Genomic DNA, 23,236 nt, shown 5'->3' with positions numbered 1-23,236 from the left:
AAAATTATCTCTTCAATTTTGAAGCAATTATTCGTAAAAACAGAAGATTCACATCAAAACAATTATAGTTTCCTTCAATAAAATCAATGAAAAGAAAGTATTTTAAACTAACGCTCAGTTCATATTTATAGCATAATTTTGTGGCTTGAAAAAATAATGTAGATGAATTATCACACAAGAAAATGGATTAAACCAGAAGATTTAAACGCCAATCATACTCTTTTTGGAGGCAAATTATTACAATGGATAGACGAAGAAGCCGCTTTGTACGCTATTATCCAATTAGAAAATCCTAGAACAGTTACCAAATATATTTCCGAGATTAATTTCGTAAATTCTGCAAAACAAGGAGATATTATAGAAATCGGAATTGAAGTAGCCAATTTCGGGAGAACTTCTATAACACTTAGCTGCGAGGTAAGAAACAAAATGACTCACCAAACCATTATTACTATTGACAAAATTGTTTTTGTATCTTTGGATGAAAATGGAAATCCACAACCACACGGAAAAACCGAAGTGGAATATGTAGAAGACCGATTAGGCAAAGGATAATGCAAATTTTTATTAAAAATATGGTTTGTAACCGCTGTATCACTGCAGTGGAAGATGTTTTCCGAAATTCTGAAATTGATTTCGTTTCTGTGAATTTGGGATGGGTGGATATTTCTACAGAAATTTCAAAAAATCAACTTGAAAAACTCAACGAAATCCTAAAAAAAATAGGTTTTGAAATTCTAGAAGATGCTTCACAGAAACAAATCGAAAACATCAAAAAACTGATTTTAGAAAAAGTTCAAAATCTTGATATTAATGAAGATTTCTTGCTTTCTAAATACCTTTCAGATCAACTTAACAAAGAATACAGCAGTATTTCTAAGGTTTTTTCACAAACAGAAAACATCACTTTAGAACAATATTTCATTCTTCAGAAAATTGAAAAAGTAAAGGAGCTTTTGATTTATCGCGAACTTACCCTTTCTCAGATTGCAGACAAACTAGGTTATAAAACAGTTCAACATCTTTCTCAACAGTTCAAAAAAATCACTGGATTTTCGCCATCACAATTTCAGGAACTCAAAGAAAAAAAGAGACTTCCTATTGATTTGATTTAAAATTTTCTTTTCACAAAATCTTAAAAATCTAAATTTCATAACATTCTGCCAAGATTTGATAATGGTTTTTATTTGATTAATTTTGAAATTTGTATCAAAATTAAGAAAGATGAATACCAAAAAATATAATGTTCTAGGAATGTCTTGCGAAGGCTGTCAGAAAAAAATTTCTTCTACTTTAAATGATTTAGAAGGAATAAAAGCAGATGTAAACCTCGCAGGAAATTTCGTTGAAATCACTTCTGAACAAGAAATCGACTTAGAAAAACTTAATTCTGAGCTTAAAAATGCAGGAAACTACGTTTTAGAAGACCCAGAAAAACCGAAATCTACAGAATTTATTCCACCTCAAGACAGAGTTTCGATGAGTTCTGTCTATTATTGCCCGATGGAATGCGAAGGCGACAAAGTCTATTTCGTGCAAGGTAAACGTTGCCCAGTTTGTAATATGTACTGTGTACCGATTGAAGAAAAAGAAGAAAATCGCAAGAAAGGAATGCATCAGCATCACCACGAAACCAAACATGAGCATCATGTGGAAACTTTTTCAGAAAAATTGGGAGAATATTATTGTCCGATGTTTTGTGAAGGAGATAAAACCTATCCCGAAAATGTAGGTTGCCCAGTTTGCGGAATGGATTTGGTGAAAATCACAGGAAATGATGATGAATCTGAAGACGATACCTATAAAAATTTGAAAAAGAAATTCTGGATTTCTGTAGCTTTTACCCTTCCCGTTTTCCTATTATCTATGGGCGGAATGTTTTTTGAATTTCCTTTTAGTTCAAGAGTTTCTGGAATTTTACAATTAATTTTCACCCTTCCAGTCGTATTTTTCACGGGTTGGTTTTTGTTCAAAAGAGCTTGGATTTCTTTTAAATCTTGGAATCTTAATATGTTTTCACTGATTGGTTTGGGAGCAAGTGCAGCTTTTGTTTACAGCATTTTCGCACTCACTTTTCCAAGTTTAATTCCGCATGAATTTATGCAAAATCATCACGAAGTTCCGCTATATTTCGAAGCGGTAGCGGTGATTTTAACGTTGGTCATTTTTGGACAGATGTTGGAAGCAAAAGCCCATCAAAAAACAGGAAACGCCATCAAAGAACTCATGAATTTGTCTCCAAAAGAAGCACATCTCATTCAAAATAATTCAGAAAAAAACATTCCGATTTCAGAAGTGAAAATTGGTAATATTTTAAAAGTAAAACCAGGAGAAAAAATTCCAGTTGACGGAGAAATTATCGAAGGAAATACCACGATAGACGAAAGTATGATTACTGGAGAACCGATTCCTTCGGAAAAAAAATTGGGAGATAAAGTCACTTCTGGAACCATCAACGGAAACCAAGTTTTCCTCATGAAAACAGAGAAAATTGGCAAAGACACGCTTCTTTCACAAATTATAGAAATGGTCAATTCTGCAAGCCGAAGTAAAGCACCCATTCAAAAATTAACGGATAAAGTTTCTAAAATTTTTGTTCCAGTGGTGATTGCTATTTCAGTGTTAACTTTCATTTTCTGGTACTTTTTCGGAGGAGAAAATCGTGCGATTTTTGCTTTGGTGAATGCTTTAGCAGTATTGATAGTGGCTTGTCCGTGTGCTCTTGGTTTAGCAACACCAATGTCTGTAATGGTAGGAATTGGCAAAGGCGCCAGAAACGGAATTTTGATTAAAAATGCAGAAGCCTTGGAAGAAATGCAGAAAGTAAACGTAATTATCACCGATAAAACTGGAACTTTAACCGAAGGAAAGCCTTCTTTGACTCAAATTTTAACTGAAAATATTGATGAAAATGAAGCATTGCAACTGGCAGCTTCTCTTAATAAAAATTCAGAACATCCGCTTTCTCAAGCTATTTTAAATAAAGCTAAAGATTTGGGTTTAAAAGAGGTTAAAAACTTTGAAAACATTTCAGGTAGAGGAATTTTGGGCGAAATTGATGGCAAAAAATTGTTCCTAGGAAATATTCATTATCTCAAAGAAAATAACTTTGAAATATCTGAAAATCTACTTCAAAAATCCCAAATTTTAGAAAACGAAGCGAATACTGTTTCTTACTTAACGATTGATGGAAAAGCAGTTACTGTTTTCGGATTTAAAGATAAAATCAAAGACAATGCTAAATCTGCTATAGTATTTTTACAAAACAGAGGCATCGAAATCATCATGATGACTGGCGACAACGAAGCTACTGCAAAACATGTTGCTGAAAATCTCGGAATTAAAAAATTCTATGCAAATTGTCTCCCTCAAGATAAAATAAACGAGGTTAAAAACCTCCAAAATCAAGGAAAAATTGTTGCCATGACTGGCGATGGAATTAATGACGCTCCTGCACTTGCACAAGCCAATGTGGGTATTGCTATGGGAACAGGAACAGACATCGCAATGAATTCTGCAGAAATTACTTTATTGAAAGGCGATATTTCTGGAGTGGCTAAATCTAAAATTTTGAGTGAAAAAATGATGAAAAACGTAAAAGAAAACTTGTTTTTTGCTTTTGCATACAATACGCTCGGAATTCCGATTGCTGCAGGTTTGCTCTACCCTATTTTTGGCGTTTTATTATCACCAATGTTTGCTGCGGCGGCAATGAGTTTTTCTTCTGTTTCTGTAATTGCTAATTCTTTGAGATTGAACAACGTAAAATTGAAAATTTAACTTGATTTTTTAGTCTAAAAATGTATCTTTGAGTTAAATAATATCTCGAATGAAAAGAAAACTTTTATCACTGCTTTCAGTAGCTTCATTCTTCTTAATGAAAGCTCAAAATACAGATTATAACAAAGATTTTAAATTCTTAGAATACGACATCGAAAAGCTTCAAAAAGGCTATCAAAAGAAAGAATATAAAATTACAGATGTTGTAAAATCTTACTTGGAAAGAATAGAAAAAGTTGATAAAAATGGAGCAAAACTCAATTCAGTAATTACAATAAATCCTGATGCAATGAAGATTGCAGACAGTTTAGACCAAGTCCCTTTGCAATTAAGGAAAGGTGCACTTTTTGGCGTTCCTGTTTTGCTGAAAGATAATATTGACACCAAAGACAAAATGCCTAATACAGCAGGTTCTTTGGCTATGAAAGATTCTTTTCCGCTGCATGATGCATTTTTGGTTGAAAAATTAAGAAAATCTGGTGCCATTATCATCGGAAAAACCAATCTTTCAGAATGGGCCAATTTCCGTGGAATGATGTCTGTTTCTGGCTGGAGTGGAAATGGTGGTTTAACTAAAAATCCTTATGATTTAACGAGAAATACATGTGGTTCTAGTGCAGGTTCTGGTGCTGCCATTTCTGCAAATTTGGGAATTTTTGCCATTGGAACCGAAACCAACGGCTCTATTATTTGTCCGAGTAGCGTAAACGGAATTGTGGGTTTAAAACCTACGGTTGGTTTAGTGAGCAGAAGCGGAATTATCCCAATTTCTGTTTCGCAAGATACAGCAGGACCAATGACGAGAACGGTAAAAGATGCTGCGATTGCACTTGGAATTTTGACAGGTGTTGACGAAAAAGACGCGCATACTTTAGCTTCCAAAAATATAGCAAAAACAGATTATACTTCTTTCTTAAAACTAGACGGTTTAAAAGGAAAACGAATTGGTTATTCTAAAAAATCAAGCGGAAATGTAAAAGTAGATGCACTTTTTCAAGAAAATTTGAAATTTTTGGAAAAAGAAGGCGCTATTTTAGTTGAAATTTCAGAGGAGCCCGTTGCAAATGAAATTCAAGGAAAATCTTTTGATTTAATGATATTGGAATACAAAGATGGATTGAACAATTATTTCAAATCTTTAGGACAGAATGCAAAAATAAAATCAGTTGAAGAATTGATTGAATTCAATAAAAACAATCCTGAAGAAATGAAATATTTCAAACAAGAATTTCTAGAAATGACACAGGCTACAAAAGGAATGCAAGATGAAAATTACGCTAAATTATTAAAAGAAATTCAGGAAGGAAGCCGCAAAAACGGAATTGATGCCACACTGAAAAAATATCAATTAGACGCTCTTATCGCCGCTTCTACCAGTCCAGCTTGGAAAACGGATATGGTAAATGGCGACAATTATATTTTTGAAGGTTCTGGCGCTGCTGCGATTGCTGGTTATCCTAGCATTACCGTTCCTATGGGAAACATTGATGGATTACCGGTTGGAATTTTGTTTTACGCAGAAGCTTGGAGCGAGGGAAAACTCATCAACATGGCGTATACTTTTGAGCAAAAAAATCCACAGAGATTAGTTCCACAATTCAAAAATTAGGAAAATGTCTGATATTCAGAAATATAATCCCGAGCAATTAATGAACAAACTCATTTCTCACGAGTTTCCTGAAGTTTTGGAAAAATATTCCGCAGAAGATCTAGAAAACAATCTCGCCGTTTATATTAATGAATTGATAGACAAAGACTTCAATAAATTAATCAACTTATTATACCGAATTGACATCAGCGAACAAAAACTGAAAATTGCCCTTCAAAATGAAGACAAAACCATCAGTTCTGGCAAAACCATTGCCAAATTAATTATCGAAAGACAACTTCAAAAACTAGAATTTAGAAAGAAATTAAGTAAGAAAAAAATTGAGGAATGAAAAAGAAACTCGTCGTTTTATCTGGTGCAGGAATTTCGGCAGAAAGCGGAATTTCTACATTTAGAGATTCTAACGGACTTTGGGAAAATCACAGAATAGAAGATGTGGCTTCGCCAGAAGGTTTTGCAAGAAATCCTCAGTTGGTATTAGATTTTTATAATTTGAGACGAAGACAACTGAAAGAAGTAAAACCCAATCTCGCTCACGAAATTCTTGCAGATTTAGAACAACATTTTGACGTACACATCATTACTCAAAATGTAGATGATTTGCACGAAAGAGCAGGGTCTAATAAAGTGATACATCTACACGGAGAATTGAAAAAAGTACGTTCGGTAAATGATGAAACGAAAATTTACGACTGGGAAAATGACTGTAATTTAGGTGATTTAGATGAATTTGGAGATCAACTTCGTCCGCATATTGTTTGGTTTGGCGAAATGGTTCCAGAAATGGATCATGCCACCGAAATTGCTTCTGAAGCTGATATTTTCATTGTCATAGGTACTTCTTTGCAAGTGTATCCAGCTGCTGGATTGATACATTACGTTCCTAAAAATTGTGAAATTTTTGTGATTGATCCACATTTAGAAAACCAGTTCACCAAACACGAAAATTTCTTAAAAACATCTGCTACAGAAGGAATGAGGATTTTAAGAGAACGATTATTAAAATAAAAAGCGAGATTTTTTCTCGCTTTATTTATACCATTTTTTCTTTAACCAAAGACTTGCTTTTACCAGTAAAATAAGCACAGGAACTTCTATGAGTGGTCCAATTACTCCTGCAAAAGCCTCTTTAGAATGAATCCCAAAAACAGCAATGGCAACAGCAATCGCGAGTTCAAAATTATTTCCAGTGGCGGTGAAAGAAACCGAAGCGTTTTTATCATAATCAATTCCTAATTTATAATTGATAAAGAAACTGGTGAAAAACATCAAAACAAAATAAATCACCAATGTAACTGCTATTTTAAGCACATCAAAAGGCAATTCTACAATTTTATCGCCTTTTAAACTGAACATTACCACTATTGTAAACAGCAAAGCATATAACGTAATGGGCGAAATTTTCGGAACGAAAACTCTATTGTACCACTCTTTTCCTTTTTGTTGAATTAAGAAATATCTTGTCAAAAAACCTGCAACAAAAGGAATTCCCAAATAAATGGCAACACTTATCGCTACATCTTTCATGGGAACTGAGATTTCAAAATTTCCAAAACCTAAATATTGTGGTAAAAAATTAATAAACAACCAAGCGTAAAAACTGTACGTAAACACTTGAAAAATACTGTTAAGTGCCACCAACATTGCGGCATATTCACGATTTCCAGAAGCCAAATCATTCCACACGATAACCATCGCGATACATCTTGCCAAACCTATCAAAATCAGCCCAACCATATAATTGGGTTCGTCTTTCAGAAAAATAATCGCCAAAACGAACATCAAAATCGGACCAATAATCCAATTCAGAAGCAAAGAAACTCCCATCGTTTTACGGTCTTTAAAAGCCATAGGCAAAAGACTATAATCTACTTTAGCTAAAGGCGGAAACATCATGAGAATCAAACCAATCGCCAATGGAATATTAGTCGTCCCACTAGAAAACTGATTGATGGTTTCTGGAATCGCTGGCACAAATTTCCCTAGCAAAACTCCAAAAATCATTGCTGAAAAAATCCATAATGTTAAATATCTGTCAAGAAATTTTAGTTTGGGTTTCATGTTAATTTTATGAGTTTGATTTATGATTTTCTTATATTTTCAAAAATAAATTTCATTTCTGTAGCGATTTCTAAACTTCTATTGAAATACGTTTCATTCATTTCAGCTATTCCGTCAGATTTTTTTGGATCTTCATATTTTATGGGAATTCTGGCTTCTGCACCGTAAACAATCGGGCAATTTTCGTCTGCAGAATCACACGTGAGAATAGCAGCAAATTCTGATTTTGGGTTGAAATTATCATCATATTTTTTAGAAAAACAAATCACAGCATGTTCATTTTCGGCAAATTTTACAGCATAAACAGGATTCTCAGTTTCTGATAATTTTAAAATTTCAAAACCTTGATTTGCAAGCGTTTCTGCTACTTTCGGAAACATTGCTGTCGCTTCTGTTCCACCAGAATAACAAAAAACATTTTCAATTTGATAATAATAAGCCATCGTTTGCGCCCAAATCTGTGAAAGATGACTCCTTCTGGAATTATGAGTACAAATAAAATTTAATCTAACTTCTTCATTTTTAGATAATTTAGAAGATATAAATTGAATTAAAGGTTGAAGTATTATTTTTCGTTCCTCAGAAATTCTTTCCGTGGAAAGTTGAGCAATTATTTCTCTAATTTTTAAGTTCATTTGATTATTTTGATAGTTTTAAAATCGAAAAAGCACCTCTCGTCACCAAGATAAAAATAAGAGTTCCAATGGCTAAATCTGGCATTTTGCTATGTGTAAAATAGACTAAAATCCCAGCAATTATCACACCCAGGTTGATCATCACATCATTATTGGTAAAGATTACACTCGCCTGAATATGAGCTTCTTTGCTTTTACTTTTTTGCAAAAGATAAAGACAAGCTGCGTTTCCTAATAATGCAAAAAACGAAATAAGCATCATCATTTGAAATTCTGGAACTTCTGTTTTCACAAAAAACCTTCGCAAAACTTCTGTTAAACCTAAAATTGCCAAAATCAACTGAAAATATCCGCTGATTTTGGCAACATTTTTCTTTCTTTCAATGGCTTTTCCTACTGCAAATAAAGCCAATAAATACACAAAACTATCTGCCAACATATCTAGACTATCGGCAACTAATCCCATAGAATTAGACCAAAAACCATAGAAAATTTCTAACAAAAAAAAGAAAAAATTGATTCCTAAAACACTCCAAAGCAATTGTGTTTGATTTTTGTGTTCTTGGAGTTTTTCTTGGGTAAATTCTGTAGAAATATGCTGTGTATCAAAATTTAGCGTTTCTAATTGTTTGAAAATTTCTTCTTCATTTTCATGATGAAAAACCAATAATTCTCGATTGGGAATATCAAAATCCAAGGCTTCAATCGATGTAAAATTCTGAAGCTTCATTCTGATGATTTGCTCTTCTGAAGGGCAATCCATTTTATGGATTTTGAATTTGGACTTTTTCATCACATAAAATTACATTTTCTTTTGGAATTCGCAGAAAATAAAGTTTTGAGTAGTTTCAAAAGGTGTTTTATGTACTTCTTCAAAACTATGGAGCTGCGAAAAATGAGTTCCGAAAATTTTCAAGAACTTCTCTTTGCTGTATTGCGTAATTTCTAAACCACTACATTTCAGAGGTCCTGATTCTGAAAAGGTTCCCACAAAATACAGTCCGTTTTCTCCTAAAATTTCGCTCATCAAAGTAGCATATTTTTGAATATCTTCTTCTTTGGTCAAAAAATGAAAACTCGCTCTATCATTTATCACATCAAATTTTTCTGAAGGAGAAAAATCTAAAATATCAGACACTACAAAATGTACTTTTTCTGCTTTCTCGCCTAGTCTTTTCTTGATTCTTTCTATCGCATTTTCTGAAATATCAAGTAAAGTAATACTTTCATAACCTTGCTCTAAAAGATTGTCAATCAAATAACTATCTCCGCCGCCAATTTCTAAAATTTTGGCGTTTTTTGGAATTTCATTTCTTTCAAAAAACTGTAGAGAGGTTTCAGGTTTTTTTTGATACCAACTTACTTCCGTTTCTTTTTTTGTGGCGAAAACATTTTCCCAATGTTGTTTTTTGTCAAACTCCATGTTTTCAATTTTTTAACAACACCCAGTATTTGGAGTACAACAACCAACTACTTTCTCTGCGTAAACAGTGATACTGTAAATTCTAGTTGTAGAATCTTTATACTGCTGAATTTCTTCTTCGTTCAGGTAATTTTTTAGAATATCATCGGGAACGATAATCGGTTTTTTCTTCTGTAAAGTAATGTTTTTGAAACCAGAATTTTCGATGATTTTCAAATAATCTTCCATTTGAATGGCCGAAGCTACACATCCAGCGTACATTTCTGCAGCATTTTTAATTTTCTCTGGCAAATCTCCCACCAAAACAATATCTGAAATAGAAAAATGACCAGTTGGTTTCAGAATTCGTTGAACTTCTGCAAAAGCTTTTGGTTTGTTAGGCACCAAATTCATTACGCAGTTGCTTACCACAACATCAGCAACATTGCTCATTAAAGGGATGTTCTCGATATCTCCCAAACGGAATTCTACATTATTGAAACCTAATTTATCTGCATTATTTCTGGCTTTTTCTATCATTTCAGGAGTGAAATCTATCCCAACCACTTTTCCAGATTCGCCAGTTTCTGCACGAGCTACGAAACAGTCATTCCCCGCTCCACTTCCTAAATCTACTACATAATCTCCTTTTTTAATTTTGGCAAATTCTGTAGGCAAACCGCAACCTAATTTAAGGTCTGCATCTGGATTATATCCTTCCAAATGGTCATAATCATCAGTCATAATATTGTACACTTCTGTACTACAACCGCCACTACCACAGCAAGATGAAGCGTTAGTATCCTGGTTTTGTAAAGCGATTTCTGCATATTTTTGCTTTACCATTTCTTTGATTTCTTCGTTAGAATTCATAATTAATATTTTTAGATTTTTATTTAGCAACAGTTATTTTGTTTTTCTATTTTTTGGAAAATTTCAGAAATAAAATGTTCCATTTTTTTCAATGTTTCTGGATTGATGCAGTAACAAATGGCTTTCCCGTCTATTTCACCCTGAATAATCCCTACGTTCTTCAATTCCTTCAAATGTTGAGAAACAGTAGGTTGGGCCAATTTTATCTCTTCTACAATATCATTACAAATACATGAATCTACAGAAAGTAAATATTCTACAATCGCAATCCTAGCAGGATGAGAAAGCGCTTTCATCAATTTTGCGACTTCATTTTGTTCTTCTGTGAAATGTTCAGTTTTAGAAATTCCCATATTTTTATATTTTCATATTGCAATATTACGATATATAATTTTCAAAACCAAAATATTCTTCATAAATTTGAAAAAGAAATTCAAAATCATGTCTATTCAAGAAAATTACCATAAAATAAAAGCTCAAATTCCAGAAAACGTAGAACTAGTAGCCGTTTCTAAATTTCATCCTGTTGAAAAAATTAAAGAAGTTTATGATTGCGGACAAAAAGTTTTTGGAGAAAATAAAGTACAAGAACTTTTATCGAAAGTAAATGAACTCCCCGCTGATATTAAATGGCATTTAATCGGGCATTTACAAACCAATAAAGTAAAATACATTGCTCCTTTTATAGATACCATACAAAGTGTAGATTCTGAAAAATTATTATTAGAAATTAATAAAGAAGCAGTAAAAAACAATAGGATAATTAAAGTTTTACTTCAAGTAAAAATTGCCGAAGAAGAAACCAAGTATGGTCTTGAAATCTCAGAAGCTAAAGAAATTTTCAGTAATTATTTAGAACATCAATATCCAAATATTGAAATTCTAGGATTGATGGGGATGGCTACTTTTACAGACAACAAAACTCAAGTAAAATCTGAATTTTTGATACTCAAATCTTTATTTGATGAACTTTCTACCTTCAGAAAACTAGAAACACTCTCTATGGGAATGAGTGACGATTTTGCTCTTGCAATAGAATGTGGTTCTACTTCTGTAAGAATTGGTTCTGCAATTTTCGGGGCTAGAAACTATTAAAATCTTATATTTTTCATTATATACTTGAAAAATTTAATCAAAATTCTGTAAGACTAAAACTGAATATAAATCATTAAATTTGCCTTATGCAAAAAGTATTAATCGTAGAAGACGAAAAAGCAATTTCTGGTGTACTGCACAGTATTTTATCAGATGAATTAACCAATTACGAAGTTTTGGTAGCAGAAGATGGTTTAGAAGCCTACAAACTCATTGAAAAAGATGATTTCGCATTGGTGATTTCAGATATAAAAATGCCAAAACTATCAGGTACTGAATTGTTAAAACAAGCACTTCAATTAAAACCAGATACCACTTTTGTAATGATTTCTGGTCATGCTGATATAGACACCGCAGTAAATTCTCTTAAAGATGGTGCTTATGATTTTATTTCAAAACCTATAGACATCAATAGATTGATTACCAGCGTAAGAAATGCTCTTGACCGTAAAAATCTAGTTCAAACTACTAAAGTTCTTCAAAAAGAGAATACCCAACTGAAGAAAAAAGTTAATAAAAAATATCAAATGATTGGGGCTTCTGAAGCGCTTACTAAAATTCAGAATATGATTGAAAAAGTAGCGGCTACAGATGCTAGAGTTTTGATTACAGGTCCTAATGGTGCTGGTAAAGAGTTGGTAGCCCACTCTATTCATGCACAAAGTGAAAGAAGTAGAGGACCAATGATTGAGGTAAACTGCGCGGCCATTCCATCAGAATTAATAGAATCTGAACTTTTCGGTCACGTAAAAGGCTCATTTACAGGTGCTATAAAAGACAAACAAGGTAAATTTGAATTAGCAAATGGAGGAACTATTTTCCTTGACGAAATTGGGGATATGAGTTTGGTTGCACAAGCCAAAGTTCTTCGTGCACTTCAGGAAAGCAGAGTTTCACCTGTAGGAAGTGATAAAGAAATAAAAGTAGATGTAAGAGTGGTAGCTGCAACCAATAAAAATTTACAAAAAGAAATAGAAGCTGGCAAGTTTAGAGAAGATTTATATCACAGACTTTCTGTCATTGAAATTTATGTACCACCATTAAATGCTAGAAAGGAAGACATTCCGCTTTTGGTAGAACATTTTGCTCAAATCATTGCAGATGAACAAGGAAATACAGTTAGAAAATTTGATGATAAAGCAATAAAAGCATTGCAAAATTTCTCATGGACAGGAAACATTCGTGAACTGAGAAACGTAGTAGAACGTTTAATTATTTTGGGCGGAAATCCTGTAAGCGAAGAAGATGTAGCAGCTTTCGTAAGAAAATAGTAAAATGGATGATGGAAAACTCAAAAAAAATTAAAAATTAAAATTATATTATAAACCACGCAAAATAGCGTGGTTTTTGTTATTTTTAAACACTGAAAAAATTTATTCATGAAAAAAATCTGTTTATTTCTTTTAGTTTTTAGTCAAATAATCTTTGCACAAACTTTTACCAAAAAAGATACTTTAAAAGGTTCTGATACGGCATTTAGAAATTTTTGGGATGTCAAAAAATACGAGCTCACTGTAGAACCTAATATTCAGGATCAATCAGTCAGCGGAAAAAACACCATTTTTTTTGAAATTACCAAAGATGTAGAAAATCCTACGTTTCAATTAGACCTTCAAAAGCCTATGAATTCTAAAAACTTCATGGGAAATTTTAATTACACCAATGTAAAAACCGAAGACGATTTCATTTTTATAGAAACTCAACAAAGTTTCAAAAAAGGAGAACGCTTTTACATGATTTTAGAATATTTCGGGAATCCTAGAATCGCAAAACACGCACCTTGGGATGGAGGCTGGGTATTTACCCAAGATGAAAAAGGAAATCCTTGGATTTCTGTAGCACAAGAAGGAGACGGAACCAGCCTTTGGTTACCCTCAAAAGATATTTGGAGTGATGAGCCAGATGAAGGCATAGAAATGAAAATTATTACGCCAAAAAATTTAACTGGTGTAGGAAATGGCAAATTAATTTCTCAAACCATAGAAAAAGGCAAAAATGTTTTCACTTGGGAAGTTAAAAACCCAATCAATCTGTACAGCATTGTTCCTACCATTGGGAAATTTGAACATTTTTCTGAAATCTATAATGGCGAAAATGGCAAGCTAGATTGTGATTATTATGTACTTTCATACAATTTAGACAAAGCAAAAAAACAATTTACACAGGTAAAACCAATGCTTCAGGCGTTTGAATATTGGTTTGGACCTTATCCTTTCTACGAAGACGGATATAAATTGGTAGAAACTCCCTATTTAGGAATGGAACATCAGTCTAATGTAGCCTATGGAAATCATTATCTGAATGGTTATCTAGGTAGGGATTTATCTCAAACTGGTGTAGGCTTAGAGTGGGATTTTATTATTATTCACGAATCTGGTCACGAATGGTTTGCTAACAATATTACCGCAAAAGACCAAGCTGATATGTGGGTTCACGAAGGTTTTACGTGCTACTCAGAAACACTTTTTACTCAAAACTATTTAAACAAAGAAAAAGCAGAATTGTACATTAAAGGAATCAGACAAAATATTGATAATGACAAGCCTATTATTGGAAAATATGGAGTAAGAAACGAAGGAAGTGGTGACATGTACTACAAAGGTGCCAATATGCTTCACACGATTAGAACTGCCATAAACGATGATGAAAAATTCAGACAAATTTTAAGAGGAATCGGTAAAGATTTTTATCATCAAACGGTAACTACTCAGCAAATTGAAAATTATATTTCTGAAAAATCGGGAATAGATTTCACCACTGTTTTTGAACAATATTTAAGAACCACTCAAATCCCAACTTTAGAATTTTCTCAAAACGGAAAAACGTTAAAATACAGATGGACAAATACTGTAGAAGGTTTCAACTTACCTATCAGAATAGAAAACACAACTCTAACCCCAACTAAAGAATGGCAAACCATTAAACTGAAAGACAAAAAAGAGGTAAAGTTTAATGATAATTACTTCGTAAATTTCATGAAGATTTAAGATTCAAAAAAATTTAAAGAATACAAGAGTTTGGAAACATGATTTCTAAGCTCTTTTTTTTTAAGATTTCAGCGCAATTCTAAAAGTGGTTCCCTTTCCTACTTCAGATTCTGCGATTTTGATGTCGCCATTGTGATATTCGTTGATGACACGTTTTGCCAAAGACAAACCTAAACCCCAACCTCTTTTTTTGGTAGAATAACCCGGTTTGAAAGCACTTCGCATTTGCGTATTAGTCATTCCAGAGCCAGAATCTTTTATATCTATCAACACGTAATTATTCTTAGAATAAAGAGAAATTTCCAGTTTACCCTCTCCTTTCATCGCATCTACCGCATTTTTCACAAGGTTTTCAATCACCCAACTCATCAAAATTCTATTGTGAGGAATTAATATTTCTCTTGCGGGAACTTTGAGTTCAAAATTTACTTTTCTGGAAATTCTAGATTTCAGATAATCAAAATTTTGTTGAACTGTTTCCTTTAAATTCAAGTCATTTAGTTCTGGAACCGAACCAATTTTCGAAAAACGCTCAGAAATGGTTTTTAAACGATTGATATCCTTATTGATTTCAAGTAAACCATCGTCATTTCTATTGGCATCGAGTTTCATCACTTCTACCCAACCAATCATAGAAGAAAGCGGAGTTCCGATTTGGTGTGCAGTTTCTTTAGCTAAACCAGCCCACAGCATAGATTCATCTGATTTTTTGATGGTACGCAAAAACCAAAAAGAAAACAAAAGATATAACCCGATGAACAAACCTAATGCATAAGGATAATATCTAAGATAATTAAGAAAGTCTGAATTATCATAAAAAACAAATTGGTTATTAAAATGAGGCAACTGAATCTCAAACGGAGGATATTTATCATCCATTTCTGCGATTTTCTGTTTCAGTTTTTCGGGATTATTTAAGATTTCTTCGTCGATGTTTTTGCTATCAATCAGATTTCTCTTTTTATCAGTGATAATAATCGGAATATCTTTATTTTCGTCAATAACATTGAGTGACAAGTCATTCAATCGAGAATCTACATTATTGTCTTGAAGATATTTAACAGCCGTAGCAAGAGATTTTATCCTATCTGTTTCTTTTTTTCTAAGATGATTGATTAAAAAGTTAGAGGAAATAGCCAATCCTGCAACTATTATGGTTAATAGCACAAACACAAACCAGTTGTTTATCTTAGAAATAAAGTTGTTTCTCAAGAATTTATAATTTAAAATCTTTTTTTTGAATTATTTCAAGTGATTCAAAACTTTATACAGCGCATCACTCAAATCATTGGCCTGATAATTATTCATAATAATCGCAAAAACATATTTCTGACCAAATTTAGAAGTATGATAACCAGCAAAAGCTCTACAATCTTTTATACTTCCGCTTTTCATTTTCATACCATTTCCTTGCACCGGAAACCCCTCAAAATATTCAGCAAACCATGGTTGTTTTTTCGCCCAAATCAAAGCTAAAACTTCGGCTCTAGCTGCTGCATAATTTTGCGGAGACAATCCACTACCATCTACAAAATTAATCATTCTTTCGTCTATCCCGCGCTGTTTCCAAAAATTTTTAAGGTATTTCATTCCACTTTCAAAAGAAGAATTTCCTGTTTTTTCTTTAGCCATTGTTTTCACGAAAGTTTCCCCATAGAAATTGATGCTTTTTTTCAAAAACCAAAAGACCATTTTATCTAAAGTAGGCGATAAATATTCTAAAATCACTTTATTTTTAGGAAATACTAAAGGATTTTGCCCTTCAATTAATCTCTCAGAATTGATGATGATTTTTCCGCTAAAAGCGATATTTTGCTTCTTTAATTCTGCTATAATTTCTAGCGCCAATTGTTTTGGCGGATTAGGTGTAGCTCCAGAAATCGTCAAATTTTTTGCAGGAAGCGTGCCCATTACATGCGCCACATCATTATAAGGAGTAGTAAAAATGATGCTTCTGTCTGAAGTTCCTTCCGTTCTTGCATCATTCACAAAATGTACACCTTCTAAATTGATATTAAAATTTTTAAAATCCTTGCCAAAGGTATTAATATCAAATTGGTTTTCTCGCCAATTTACACCCCAAACTCCAGCTCCATAATAATTTCCAATGTCATTATAAGGCCATCCTCCAGGAATTTTCTGAAAATCAAAATACGTGTCATCTATCACCAAATCTCCAGAAATTTCTTTGATGTTTATAGATTTCAGACTTTGTATAATTTTTGAAATGAAGTGCTCAGGTTTATAATCATCATACCGCCAACTTCCCAAAGTAGGATCTCCATTAGAAAAAATATAGAGATTTTTATCTAATGCTATCTGAGTTTTATATTGATAATTCTTCCCTAAAGTTTCCAAAGCCGCTGCAGCCGTAAAAATCTTCATAGTAGAAGCGGTAGACAATCCTTTGTTTCCTTGATATTCATAAACAAAGTTTCCGCTTTCATCTGCTACATAAAAAGAGAGATTCCCAGAATACATAGGAGACGAAGCCAAAAGTGACTGAACTGCCTTATCTAAATTTTGTATAACCGACTGGGAATAAAATATTTGTAAGCAAAAAACCGTTATAAAAGCAAAAAATTTCTTCATAAAGAATAATTGTTTTTTCAAATATAAAGAAAATAAAATTGTTTACTTCTTCCTAAAAAATTAAAAAAACAAAGAAATAAATGTTTTTTTAACAATTTAAATATTTTAAACAATTATCTAATTAATAAAATAAAGAATGATTTTTATCAATTTTATATTAAATTTTTATTTTTTAACATTTTATTATTATTTTTTAAGCATATATTTGCATCATAATTAACAGAATAAAATTTTTAAAATTATGTCATACACAATTGTAGGCTTGTTCGCAAGCCAAGATCAAGCAAAGGCAGTTTCTGAAAGTTTAGAAAAAAAAGGATTTAAAAATTCTGACTACATTATTTACCTTAGTCAAAATAAGCCAGTATCAAAATCTTTTTGGAGCAAAATTTTTACAGATGAAATAGACCAAGAAGCTACTTCTGTAGACTCCTTGATTACTAGTGTGGCTATTAATAATGAAACCGAATCGCAATTAGCAAAAGACGCCTTCAACGAAAACAAAGTAATAAACACTTATGAGTTACAAGAAGTAGATTTTGCAAAAGCGGTAGATTTAGATTACATAAAAAAAGTAGTGGCTTTAAAAGCAAAAGCGCTTATTTACGCAATGCCAGAAATTAGAACTTCTCATACAGGAATCAGTATAGGAATAAATTCCGAGGTAAGTTCAAACACATAATTCTTCATATCAAATTAATTTTTCAGACTAAACCCGAAAATAAATTTCGGGTTTTATTTTTGTGAATTGCGGTAAAGCTTTTATTATAAAGCTTTTTTTTGTATTTTCGTGATATTAAAGAGGCTCAAAGATGGTTTATGATTTAGAAAAAGAAAATAAAGAAATTCAGTATCGCTATAAAGATTTAATCTCTAATACATACAGAACTCTTGATGAAGAACAGAATAAACTCATCAGGAAAGCATTTGATATTGCTTTAGATGCTCACAAAGACCAAAGAAGAAAAACTGGCGAACCCTATATTTACCACCCTATTGAAGTGGCAAAAATTGTCGCAAATGAAATAGGATTAGGAGCTACTTCTATTGCTTGCGCATTACTTCATGACGTAATAGAAGATTCTGAATACACCTATGAAGACATCAAGAAAATTTTTGGTCAAAAAATAGCAGATATCGTCAATGGATTGACTAAAATTTCGGTAATGAACCATCAAAACATTTCGGTTCAGTCTGAAAATTACAGAAAACTACTCCTTACACTTTCTGAAGACTTCCGTGTAATTCTCATCAAAATTGCAGACAGATTGCATAATATGAGAACACTAGAGAGCATGAGAGATGACAAACAAAAGAAAATCGCCTCAGAAACCGTTTATATCTACGCTCCTCTTGCTCATAGATTAGGCCTTTACAACATAAAATCTGAACTTGAAGATTTATCTCTTAGATACAATAATCCTGAAGTATATTATGACATTGCCAATAAATTAGAACTTGCCAAAGACACTCGTGAAAAGTATGTAGAAGAATTTAAAAAAGAAGTTTCAGAACAACTTAAAGAAGAGCATCTTAATTTCACCATCAAAGGTAGAGCGAAAGCCATTAATTCTATTTATAGAAAAATGCTGAAGCAAAACGTACCTTTTGAAGAGGTTTTTGACAATTACGCAATTAGAATTATTTATAAATCAGATGCTAAAAACGAAAAATTCATTGCTTGGAAAATCTATTCCATCGTTACTGATTTATACCACAGCAATCCGCAAAGGATGCGTGACTGGATTACCAATCCGCGTTCTACAGGCTACGAAAGCTTACATTTGACCGTTTTAGGTCCTGACAAAAAATGGATTGAAGTTCAAATTCGCTCCGAAAGAATGGACGAAATCGCTGAAAAAGGTGTTGCAGCACATTATAAATACAAAGAAGGCTTCAAACAAAGCAGTGACGATAAGAATTTTGAACAATGGGTTTCTCAGATTAGAGAAGTCATCGAACAACAACAAAACCTTTCTACCACAGAACTTCTTGACAATATTAAACTTAATCTTTATTCCAAAGAAGTTTTTGTTTTCACTCCAAAAGGAGAAATTAAAATTTTACCAGTAGGCTCTACAGCTTTAGATTTTGCGTTTTCGGTTCACACTGATTTGGGTATGAAATGTTTAGGTGCAAAAATCAATGGAAAACTGGTTCCTATTTCTTACGTTTTACAAAACGGAGACCAAATAGATATTCTTTCTTCTCAAAATCAAAAACCAAAACAAGATTGGCTAGATATTGTCATCACATCTAAAGCAAAGTCTAGAATTAAAGCTGCTCTTAATTCCGAAAAAAACAGTCAAGTTGCAGAAGGAAAAGAGATTTTCCAAAGAAAATTAAGACATGCAAAACTCACCTTTTCAGAGGAAGAAGTGAATAATATTCAGAAATTTTTCAATCATAAAACCTCTCAAGATTTATTTTTAAAATTCTACGATGGCACTTATGATACCACAGATTTAAAAAAATATGCCGATTCTAAAAGTGCACTGAAAAACTTCTTCCAGAGATTTAGAAAGTCACCTAATATCAATACCGCTTACGAAGAAAGTCCAACCACAGATTTAGACTTAATCGTTTTCGGTAAAGATGAAGAAAAACTGAATTACAGCTTTGCCAAGTGTTGTACCGTAATTCCAGGCGATAAAATTTTTGGATTTATCACCATTTCAGACGGAATTAAAGTTCATAATGACAACTGTCCGAACGCGATTAACCTTAGAGCCAATTACGATTACAGAGTAATGCCTGCAAAATGGGTAAATGAACAGCGTTACAGCAGCAGAGTAAGAATAGAAATCGAAGGAATCGACAGAAAAGGATTAGTCAACGATATTACTGAAGTGATTAGCAATGCCATGAATATTGACATGAAAAGTATTTCTATCGAAAGTAATGACGGTATTTTCTTAGGAACCATCACTCTAGAAGTTAAAAACAAAAGCCAACTAGAAGAAACACTAAAACAACTCAGAAATGTACTGAGTGTAACCCAAGTAAAAAGATTATAAACATGCTGATTACCAATTATTTTAGAAAATTTTTCCAAATAGCTCAATCTTCAGGAAATTTATTGATTATCTGCGTCATCGTTTCATTAATGATTGCTAACTCTAGCTTAGGAGATGATTTTCAAAATGCATTAGATTATCAAATAGGACCATATTCCACAAGCCTCTGGATTAATGATGGTTTAATGGCCATTTTCTTCTTATTGGTAGGTTTAGAAATTAAACGTGAATTGGTAGAAGGAGAGCTTTCTAGCCTTAAAAACGCTTCTCTTCCTATTTTTGCAGCGATTGGCGGAATGCTGGTTCCTGCATTAATCTTCACTTTTTTTAATTACGGAACAGAATACCAAAATGGTTGGGGAATTCCTATGGCTACAGATATTGCTTTTTCTCTCGCCATCATTTCTATGCTAGGGAAAAGAGTTCCCGCTTCTGTTAAGATTTTCCTTACTGCTCTTGCAATTGTAGATGATTTAGGAGCAATTGTAGTGATTGCAATTTTCTACACAGAAAAATTAGAATCCACTTATTTAGCTTTGAGTGGTGCTATTTTACTCCTTTTGATTCTTTTGAATTTCTTCAAAGTTAAAAAGCATATTTTCTATATCATTCCGGGATTATTTTTATGGTATTTTATGCATCACAGTGGCATTCATGCTACTATTGCAGGGGTTTTATTGGCATTTACAATTCCTACGAATGAGAGTTCTACAGAAATTTCGCCTTTAGAAAAATTAGAAGAAAAATTACACTTACCCGTTAATTATTTCATCATGCCGATTTTCGCATTAGCGAATACCAATATTCAATTTAAAAGCGGAATGATAGAAGGATTATTTAGCAATTTCGGCTACGGAATTATTCTAGGTTTAGTTGTAGGAAAAGTAATAGGAATCAATCTATTTTCCTTGATTGCCATCAAATTAAAATTAAGTGACTTACCAAAAAATAGCAATTGGTCTCAAATGATTGGGGCAGGTTTATTGGCAGGAATTGGTTTTACCATGTCTATTTTCATTGCGTTGCTTTCTTACAAAGGACACACCGAAATACAAGACGAAGCCAAATTTGCGATTCTTGTCGCTTCTGCTATTTCTGGATTTTCTGGTTATTTTTTACTAAAACTTTTAGCTAAAAAGAAGGTCACAATTTCTGATTATAAAGAAAATATTTAAAATAAAAAAAGGGTTCCTAAAATATAGAAACCCTTTTTTATTTTAAGGCTTACCTCTTTCGTATTGTGGTGGAAAGAAACTTTCTTCATGATTTTCCCAAGAGCTTTTTGCCACAAAATATGGATTTCTAAGAAGCTCTCTTGCTAACAAAATTACATCTGCTTCTTCTTTTTGCAAAATTTCTTCGGCTTGAGTTGCAGTTGTAATCAAGCCAACTGCACCTGTTTTCACTTCTGCTTCTTGCTTTATTTGATGAGAAAAAGGAACTTGATAACCAGAAAAAACATTGATTTTAGCACCAGAAATATTTCCACCACTAGAAACATCAATTAAATCTACACCTCTTTCTTTTAAGATTTTAGAAAGCACAACAGAATCCTCTACATTCCAACCGTTTTCAGCGTATTCTGTTGCAGAAATCCTCACAAACAAAGGAACATTTTCGTTTAAAACTTCATTTACAGCATCTACAATTTCTAGTAAAATTCTCGCTCTGTTCTCTATACTTCCTCCATATTCATCTGTTCTCATATTACTTAAAGGAGATAAAAACTGAGAAATAAGATAACCATGCGCCGCATGAATTTCAATCACATCAAAACCTGCTTTCAAACTTCTTATTGCAGCTTCTTTAAAAGCGTTTACCAATTCAGAAATTTCAGATTTTGTTAAAGCATGAGGCTTTCTTTCACCTTCTAGATAAGGAATTTCTGAAGGAGCAACCGTAATCCATCCGTTTTCTTCCAAAGAAGTTTGTTTGCCATTCCAAGTAGAAGCTTTTCTACCAGCATGACCTAATTGAATCCCAATTTTGGTTTCTGTGTTTTGATGGATAAATTCTACTATTTTTTTCCATGCTTCAGCTTGTTCATCATTCCAAATTCCGGCACATTTATCAGTAATTCTACCTTCTGGAACTACACCAGTAGCTTCTGCAATGATTAATCCTACTCCACCAAAAGCACGAGTTGCATAATGCACCAAATGAAAATCATTCACTACGCCATTTTTCGCAGAATACATACACATAGGCGCCATCACTACTCTGTTTTTTATTTCTAAATTTCTAAACTTAATTGGGGTAAAAAGTCTCATATTTACAACATTTATTTAACCCCAAATTTATCAATTTTACGCAGAAAATCACGATTAATTCTTTGGTTTCACAAAATTTTTGTAATTTTACTCTCCGATTTTTTTAAAATGGAAAAAGAATTAAGAATTAAATTTTCTCAAATAGAAAGAAACGAACTTTCAGATATAGAGAAAACCCTTCATGAAGCAGCTATCAATGCTAGAAAAAACGCTTATGCTCCCTATTCTCATTTCAATGTAGGTTGCGCAGTTCTTCTGGAAAACGGAGAAATTGTTACAGGTAACAACCAAGAAAACGCAGCTTATCCTTCTGGTTTATGTGCAGAAAGAGTCACTGTTTTTAATATAGGTGCCAATTATCCGAATGTAAAAATTAAAAAACTATACGTTATCGGTGGTCCATCTAGAGAAGAGACTTTTACTACCGCTACTCCACCTTGTGGTGCATGCAGACAGAGTTTACTAGAATATGAGACGAAGCAAAATGAGCCGATAGAAATTTATTTTTCTGGAATTGATGGAGCGGTTTATAAATGTGATTCAATTAAAGATTTACTTCCGTTCTCGTTTGATGCTTCTTTTTTATAAAATCTAAATAGAAAACCTCAGGGTTTTCTATTTTTTTTGAAATATATAGACCAAAAATTTTCACAATTTCTGGTTTAAACGTACATTTGTCACGCTTTTGGTTTCCGATGTTTGTCGGAATTAAAATGGGAATTCGGTGAAAATCCGAAACTGTCCCCGCAACTGTAAATCGTGCTTCGGTGAAAATCGAAGGAATTTTTTGCAAAAAAAGCCATTATCTTATTTGAAAAGATGAGAAGGCGCAAAAAATGCGAAAGTCAGGAGACCTGCCAAAAACATTCATTATCAATACTTTCGGAGGAAAAGTAGAGAAATCCTGTAAAAAAC

Annotated in this window: 22 protein-coding genes and 1 riboswitch; of the genes, 13 read left to right on the top strand and 9 right to left on the bottom strand. The window is 32.8% G+C overall.

Annotated elements, in window-relative coordinates; all coding sequences use genetic code 11:
* Positions 1-162 precede the first annotated feature (162 nt).
* The 6 genes from N7277_RS08520 to N7277_RS08495 all read left to right on the top strand — a co-directional run bounded on the left by N7277_RS08520 (position 163) and on the right by N7277_RS08495 (position 6,397).
* A complete protein-coding gene (locus tag N7277_RS08520) occupies positions 163-555 on the top strand; it encodes an acyl-CoA thioesterase (protein ID WP_274779141.1) in 393 nt (130 codons plus the stop codon).
* Between the two features lie 20 nt (positions 556-575).
* Positions 576-1,115 (top strand): helix-turn-helix transcriptional regulator, encoded by a 540-nt coding sequence (locus tag N7277_RS08515; RefSeq protein ID WP_274779140.1) that lies wholly within the window; start codon positions 576-578, stop codon positions 1,113-1,115.
* A gap of 109 nt (positions 1,116-1,224) precedes the next feature.
* Entirely contained in the window at positions 1,225-3,780 is a 2,556-nt protein-coding gene (locus tag N7277_RS08510; RefSeq protein WP_274779139.1) for a heavy metal translocating P-type ATPase, read from the top strand.
* A 49-nt stretch (positions 3,781-3,829) separates the two neighbouring features.
* Complete coding sequence (locus N7277_RS08505; RefSeq protein WP_274779138.1) at positions 3,830-5,389, top strand: amidase; 1,560 nt, start codon at positions 3,830-3,832, stop codon at positions 5,387-5,389.
* 4 nt (positions 5,390-5,393) lie between these two features.
* Entirely contained in the window at positions 5,394-5,720 is a 327-nt protein-coding gene (locus N7277_RS08500) for a hypothetical protein (RefSeq protein WP_274779137.1), read from the top strand.
* Positions 5,717-6,397, top strand: coding sequence for an SIR2 family NAD-dependent protein deacylase (locus N7277_RS08495; RefSeq protein ID WP_274779136.1), 681 nt, complete (start codon positions 5,717-5,719; stop codon positions 6,395-6,397). The genes N7277_RS08500 and N7277_RS08495 overlap by 4 nt, the downstream gene beginning before the upstream one ends.
* Positions 6,398-6,418: 21 nt before the next feature.
* On the opposite strand, the gene arsB is transcribed toward N7277_RS08495, so the two are convergent.
* The 6 genes from arsB to N7277_RS08465 are packed head-to-tail and all read right to left on the bottom strand — an operon-like array spanning position 6,419 to position 10,713.
* Positions 6,419-7,450, bottom strand: coding sequence for an ACR3 family arsenite efflux transporter (gene arsB / locus N7277_RS08490; RefSeq protein ID WP_274779135.1), 1,032 nt, complete (start codon positions 7,448-7,450; stop codon positions 6,419-6,421).
* A gap of 20 nt (positions 7,451-7,470) precedes the next feature.
* Positions 7,471-8,085: an arsenate-mycothiol transferase ArsC gene (locus N7277_RS08485; protein ID WP_274779134.1), complete on the bottom strand. Its 615-nt coding sequence runs from the start codon at positions 8,083-8,085 to the stop codon at positions 7,471-7,473.
* Positions 8,086-8,089: 4 nt separating this feature from the next.
* Positions 8,090-8,878, bottom strand: coding sequence for a cation transporter (locus N7277_RS08480; protein WP_274779133.1), 789 nt, complete (start codon positions 8,876-8,878; stop codon positions 8,090-8,092).
* A 9-nt stretch (positions 8,879-8,887) separates the two neighbouring features.
* Positions 8,888-9,508, bottom strand: coding sequence for a class I SAM-dependent methyltransferase (locus N7277_RS08475; RefSeq protein WP_274779132.1), 621 nt, complete (start codon positions 9,506-9,508; stop codon positions 8,888-8,890).
* 12 nt (positions 9,509-9,520) lie between these two features.
* Positions 9,521-10,360, bottom strand: coding sequence for an arsenite methyltransferase (locus N7277_RS08470; RefSeq protein ID WP_274779131.1), 840 nt, complete (start codon positions 10,358-10,360; stop codon positions 9,521-9,523).
* Positions 10,361-10,383: 23 nt separating this feature from the next.
* Complete coding sequence (locus tag N7277_RS08465; protein ID WP_274779130.1) at positions 10,384-10,713, bottom strand: ArsR/SmtB family transcription factor; 330 nt, start codon at positions 10,711-10,713, stop codon at positions 10,384-10,386.
* Between the two features lie 88 nt (positions 10,714-10,801).
* Here N7277_RS08465 and N7277_RS08460 point away from each other — a divergent pair, with 88 nt between their 5' ends.
* The 3 genes from N7277_RS08460 to N7277_RS08450 all read left to right on the top strand — a co-directional run bounded on the left by N7277_RS08460 (position 10,802) and on the right by N7277_RS08450 (position 14,442).
* On the top strand, positions 10,802-11,455 hold the full coding sequence (locus N7277_RS08460) for a YggS family pyridoxal phosphate-dependent enzyme (protein ID WP_274779129.1): 654 nt from the start codon (positions 10,802-10,804) through the stop codon (positions 11,453-11,455).
* Positions 11,456-11,541: 86 nt separating this feature from the next.
* Positions 11,542-12,726, top strand: coding sequence for a sigma-54-dependent transcriptional regulator (locus tag N7277_RS08455; RefSeq protein WP_274779128.1), 1,185 nt, complete (start codon positions 11,542-11,544; stop codon positions 12,724-12,726).
* 108 nt (positions 12,727-12,834) lie between these two features.
* Positions 12,835-14,442, top strand: a complete 1,608-nt coding sequence (locus N7277_RS08450; protein WP_274779127.1) for a M1 family metallopeptidase — start codon at positions 12,835-12,837, stop codon at positions 14,440-14,442.
* A gap of 60 nt (positions 14,443-14,502) precedes the next feature.
* Here the strand turns inward: N7277_RS08450 and N7277_RS08445 are convergent, their stop codons facing one another.
* Both N7277_RS08445 and dacB read right to left on the bottom strand, forming a co-directional pair.
* On the bottom strand, positions 14,503-15,654 hold the full coding sequence (locus N7277_RS08445) for a sensor histidine kinase (RefSeq protein WP_274779126.1): 1,152 nt from the start codon (positions 15,652-15,654) through the stop codon (positions 14,503-14,505).
* A 30-nt stretch (positions 15,655-15,684) separates the two neighbouring features.
* The gene (gene dacB, locus N7277_RS08440) at positions 15,685-17,034 is read right to left on the bottom strand and encodes a D-alanyl-D-alanine carboxypeptidase/D-alanyl-D-alanine endopeptidase (RefSeq protein ID WP_274779125.1); all 1,350 of its coding nucleotides are present in this window, start codon (positions 17,032-17,034) and stop codon (positions 15,685-15,687) included.
* Between the two features lie 241 nt (positions 17,035-17,275).
* Here dacB and N7277_RS08435 point away from each other — a divergent pair, with 241 nt between their 5' ends.
* The 3 genes from N7277_RS08435 (at position 17,276) to nhaA (ending at position 21,226) form a co-directional block, all read left to right on the top strand.
* Positions 17,276-17,716: a hypothetical protein gene (locus N7277_RS08435; RefSeq protein WP_274779124.1), complete on the top strand. Its 441-nt coding sequence runs from the start codon at positions 17,276-17,278 to the stop codon at positions 17,714-17,716.
* Between the two features lie 130 nt (positions 17,717-17,846).
* Complete coding sequence (locus N7277_RS08430) at positions 17,847-20,051, top strand: RelA/SpoT family protein (protein ID WP_274779123.1); 2,205 nt, start codon at positions 17,847-17,849, stop codon at positions 20,049-20,051.
* A 2-nt stretch (positions 20,052-20,053) separates the two neighbouring features.
* Complete coding sequence (nhaA, locus tag N7277_RS08425) at positions 20,054-21,226, top strand: Na+/H+ antiporter NhaA (RefSeq protein WP_274779122.1); 1,173 nt, start codon at positions 20,054-20,056, stop codon at positions 21,224-21,226.
* Between the two features lie 42 nt (positions 21,227-21,268).
* On the opposite strand, the gene namA is transcribed toward nhaA, so the two are convergent.
* A complete protein-coding gene (namA, locus tag N7277_RS08420) occupies positions 21,269-22,321 on the bottom strand; it encodes an NADPH dehydrogenase NamA (protein WP_274779121.1) in 1,053 nt (350 codons plus the stop codon).
* Positions 22,322-22,429: 108 nt separating this feature from the next.
* On the opposite strand from namA, the gene cdd reads away from it, so the two are divergent.
* Positions 22,430-22,909 carry a cytidine deaminase gene (gene cdd / locus N7277_RS08415; RefSeq protein ID WP_069798332.1) on the top strand — a complete coding sequence of 160 codons (480 nt, stop codon included), beginning with the start codon at positions 22,430-22,432 and terminating at the stop codon, positions 22,907-22,909.
* Between the two features lie 81 nt (positions 22,910-22,990).
* Positions 22,991-23,197, top strand: a riboswitch (cobalamin riboswitch).
* Positions 23,198-23,236 lie beyond the last annotated feature (39 nt).

The organism is Cloacibacterium sp. TD35 (genome assembly GCF_028864635.1).
Classification (GTDB): Bacteria; Bacteroidota; Bacteroidia; order Flavobacteriales; family Weeksellaceae; genus Cloacibacterium.
The sequence above is the reverse complement of the archived record's forward strand: the minus strand, read 5'-3'. Positions and strand labels throughout refer to the sequence as shown.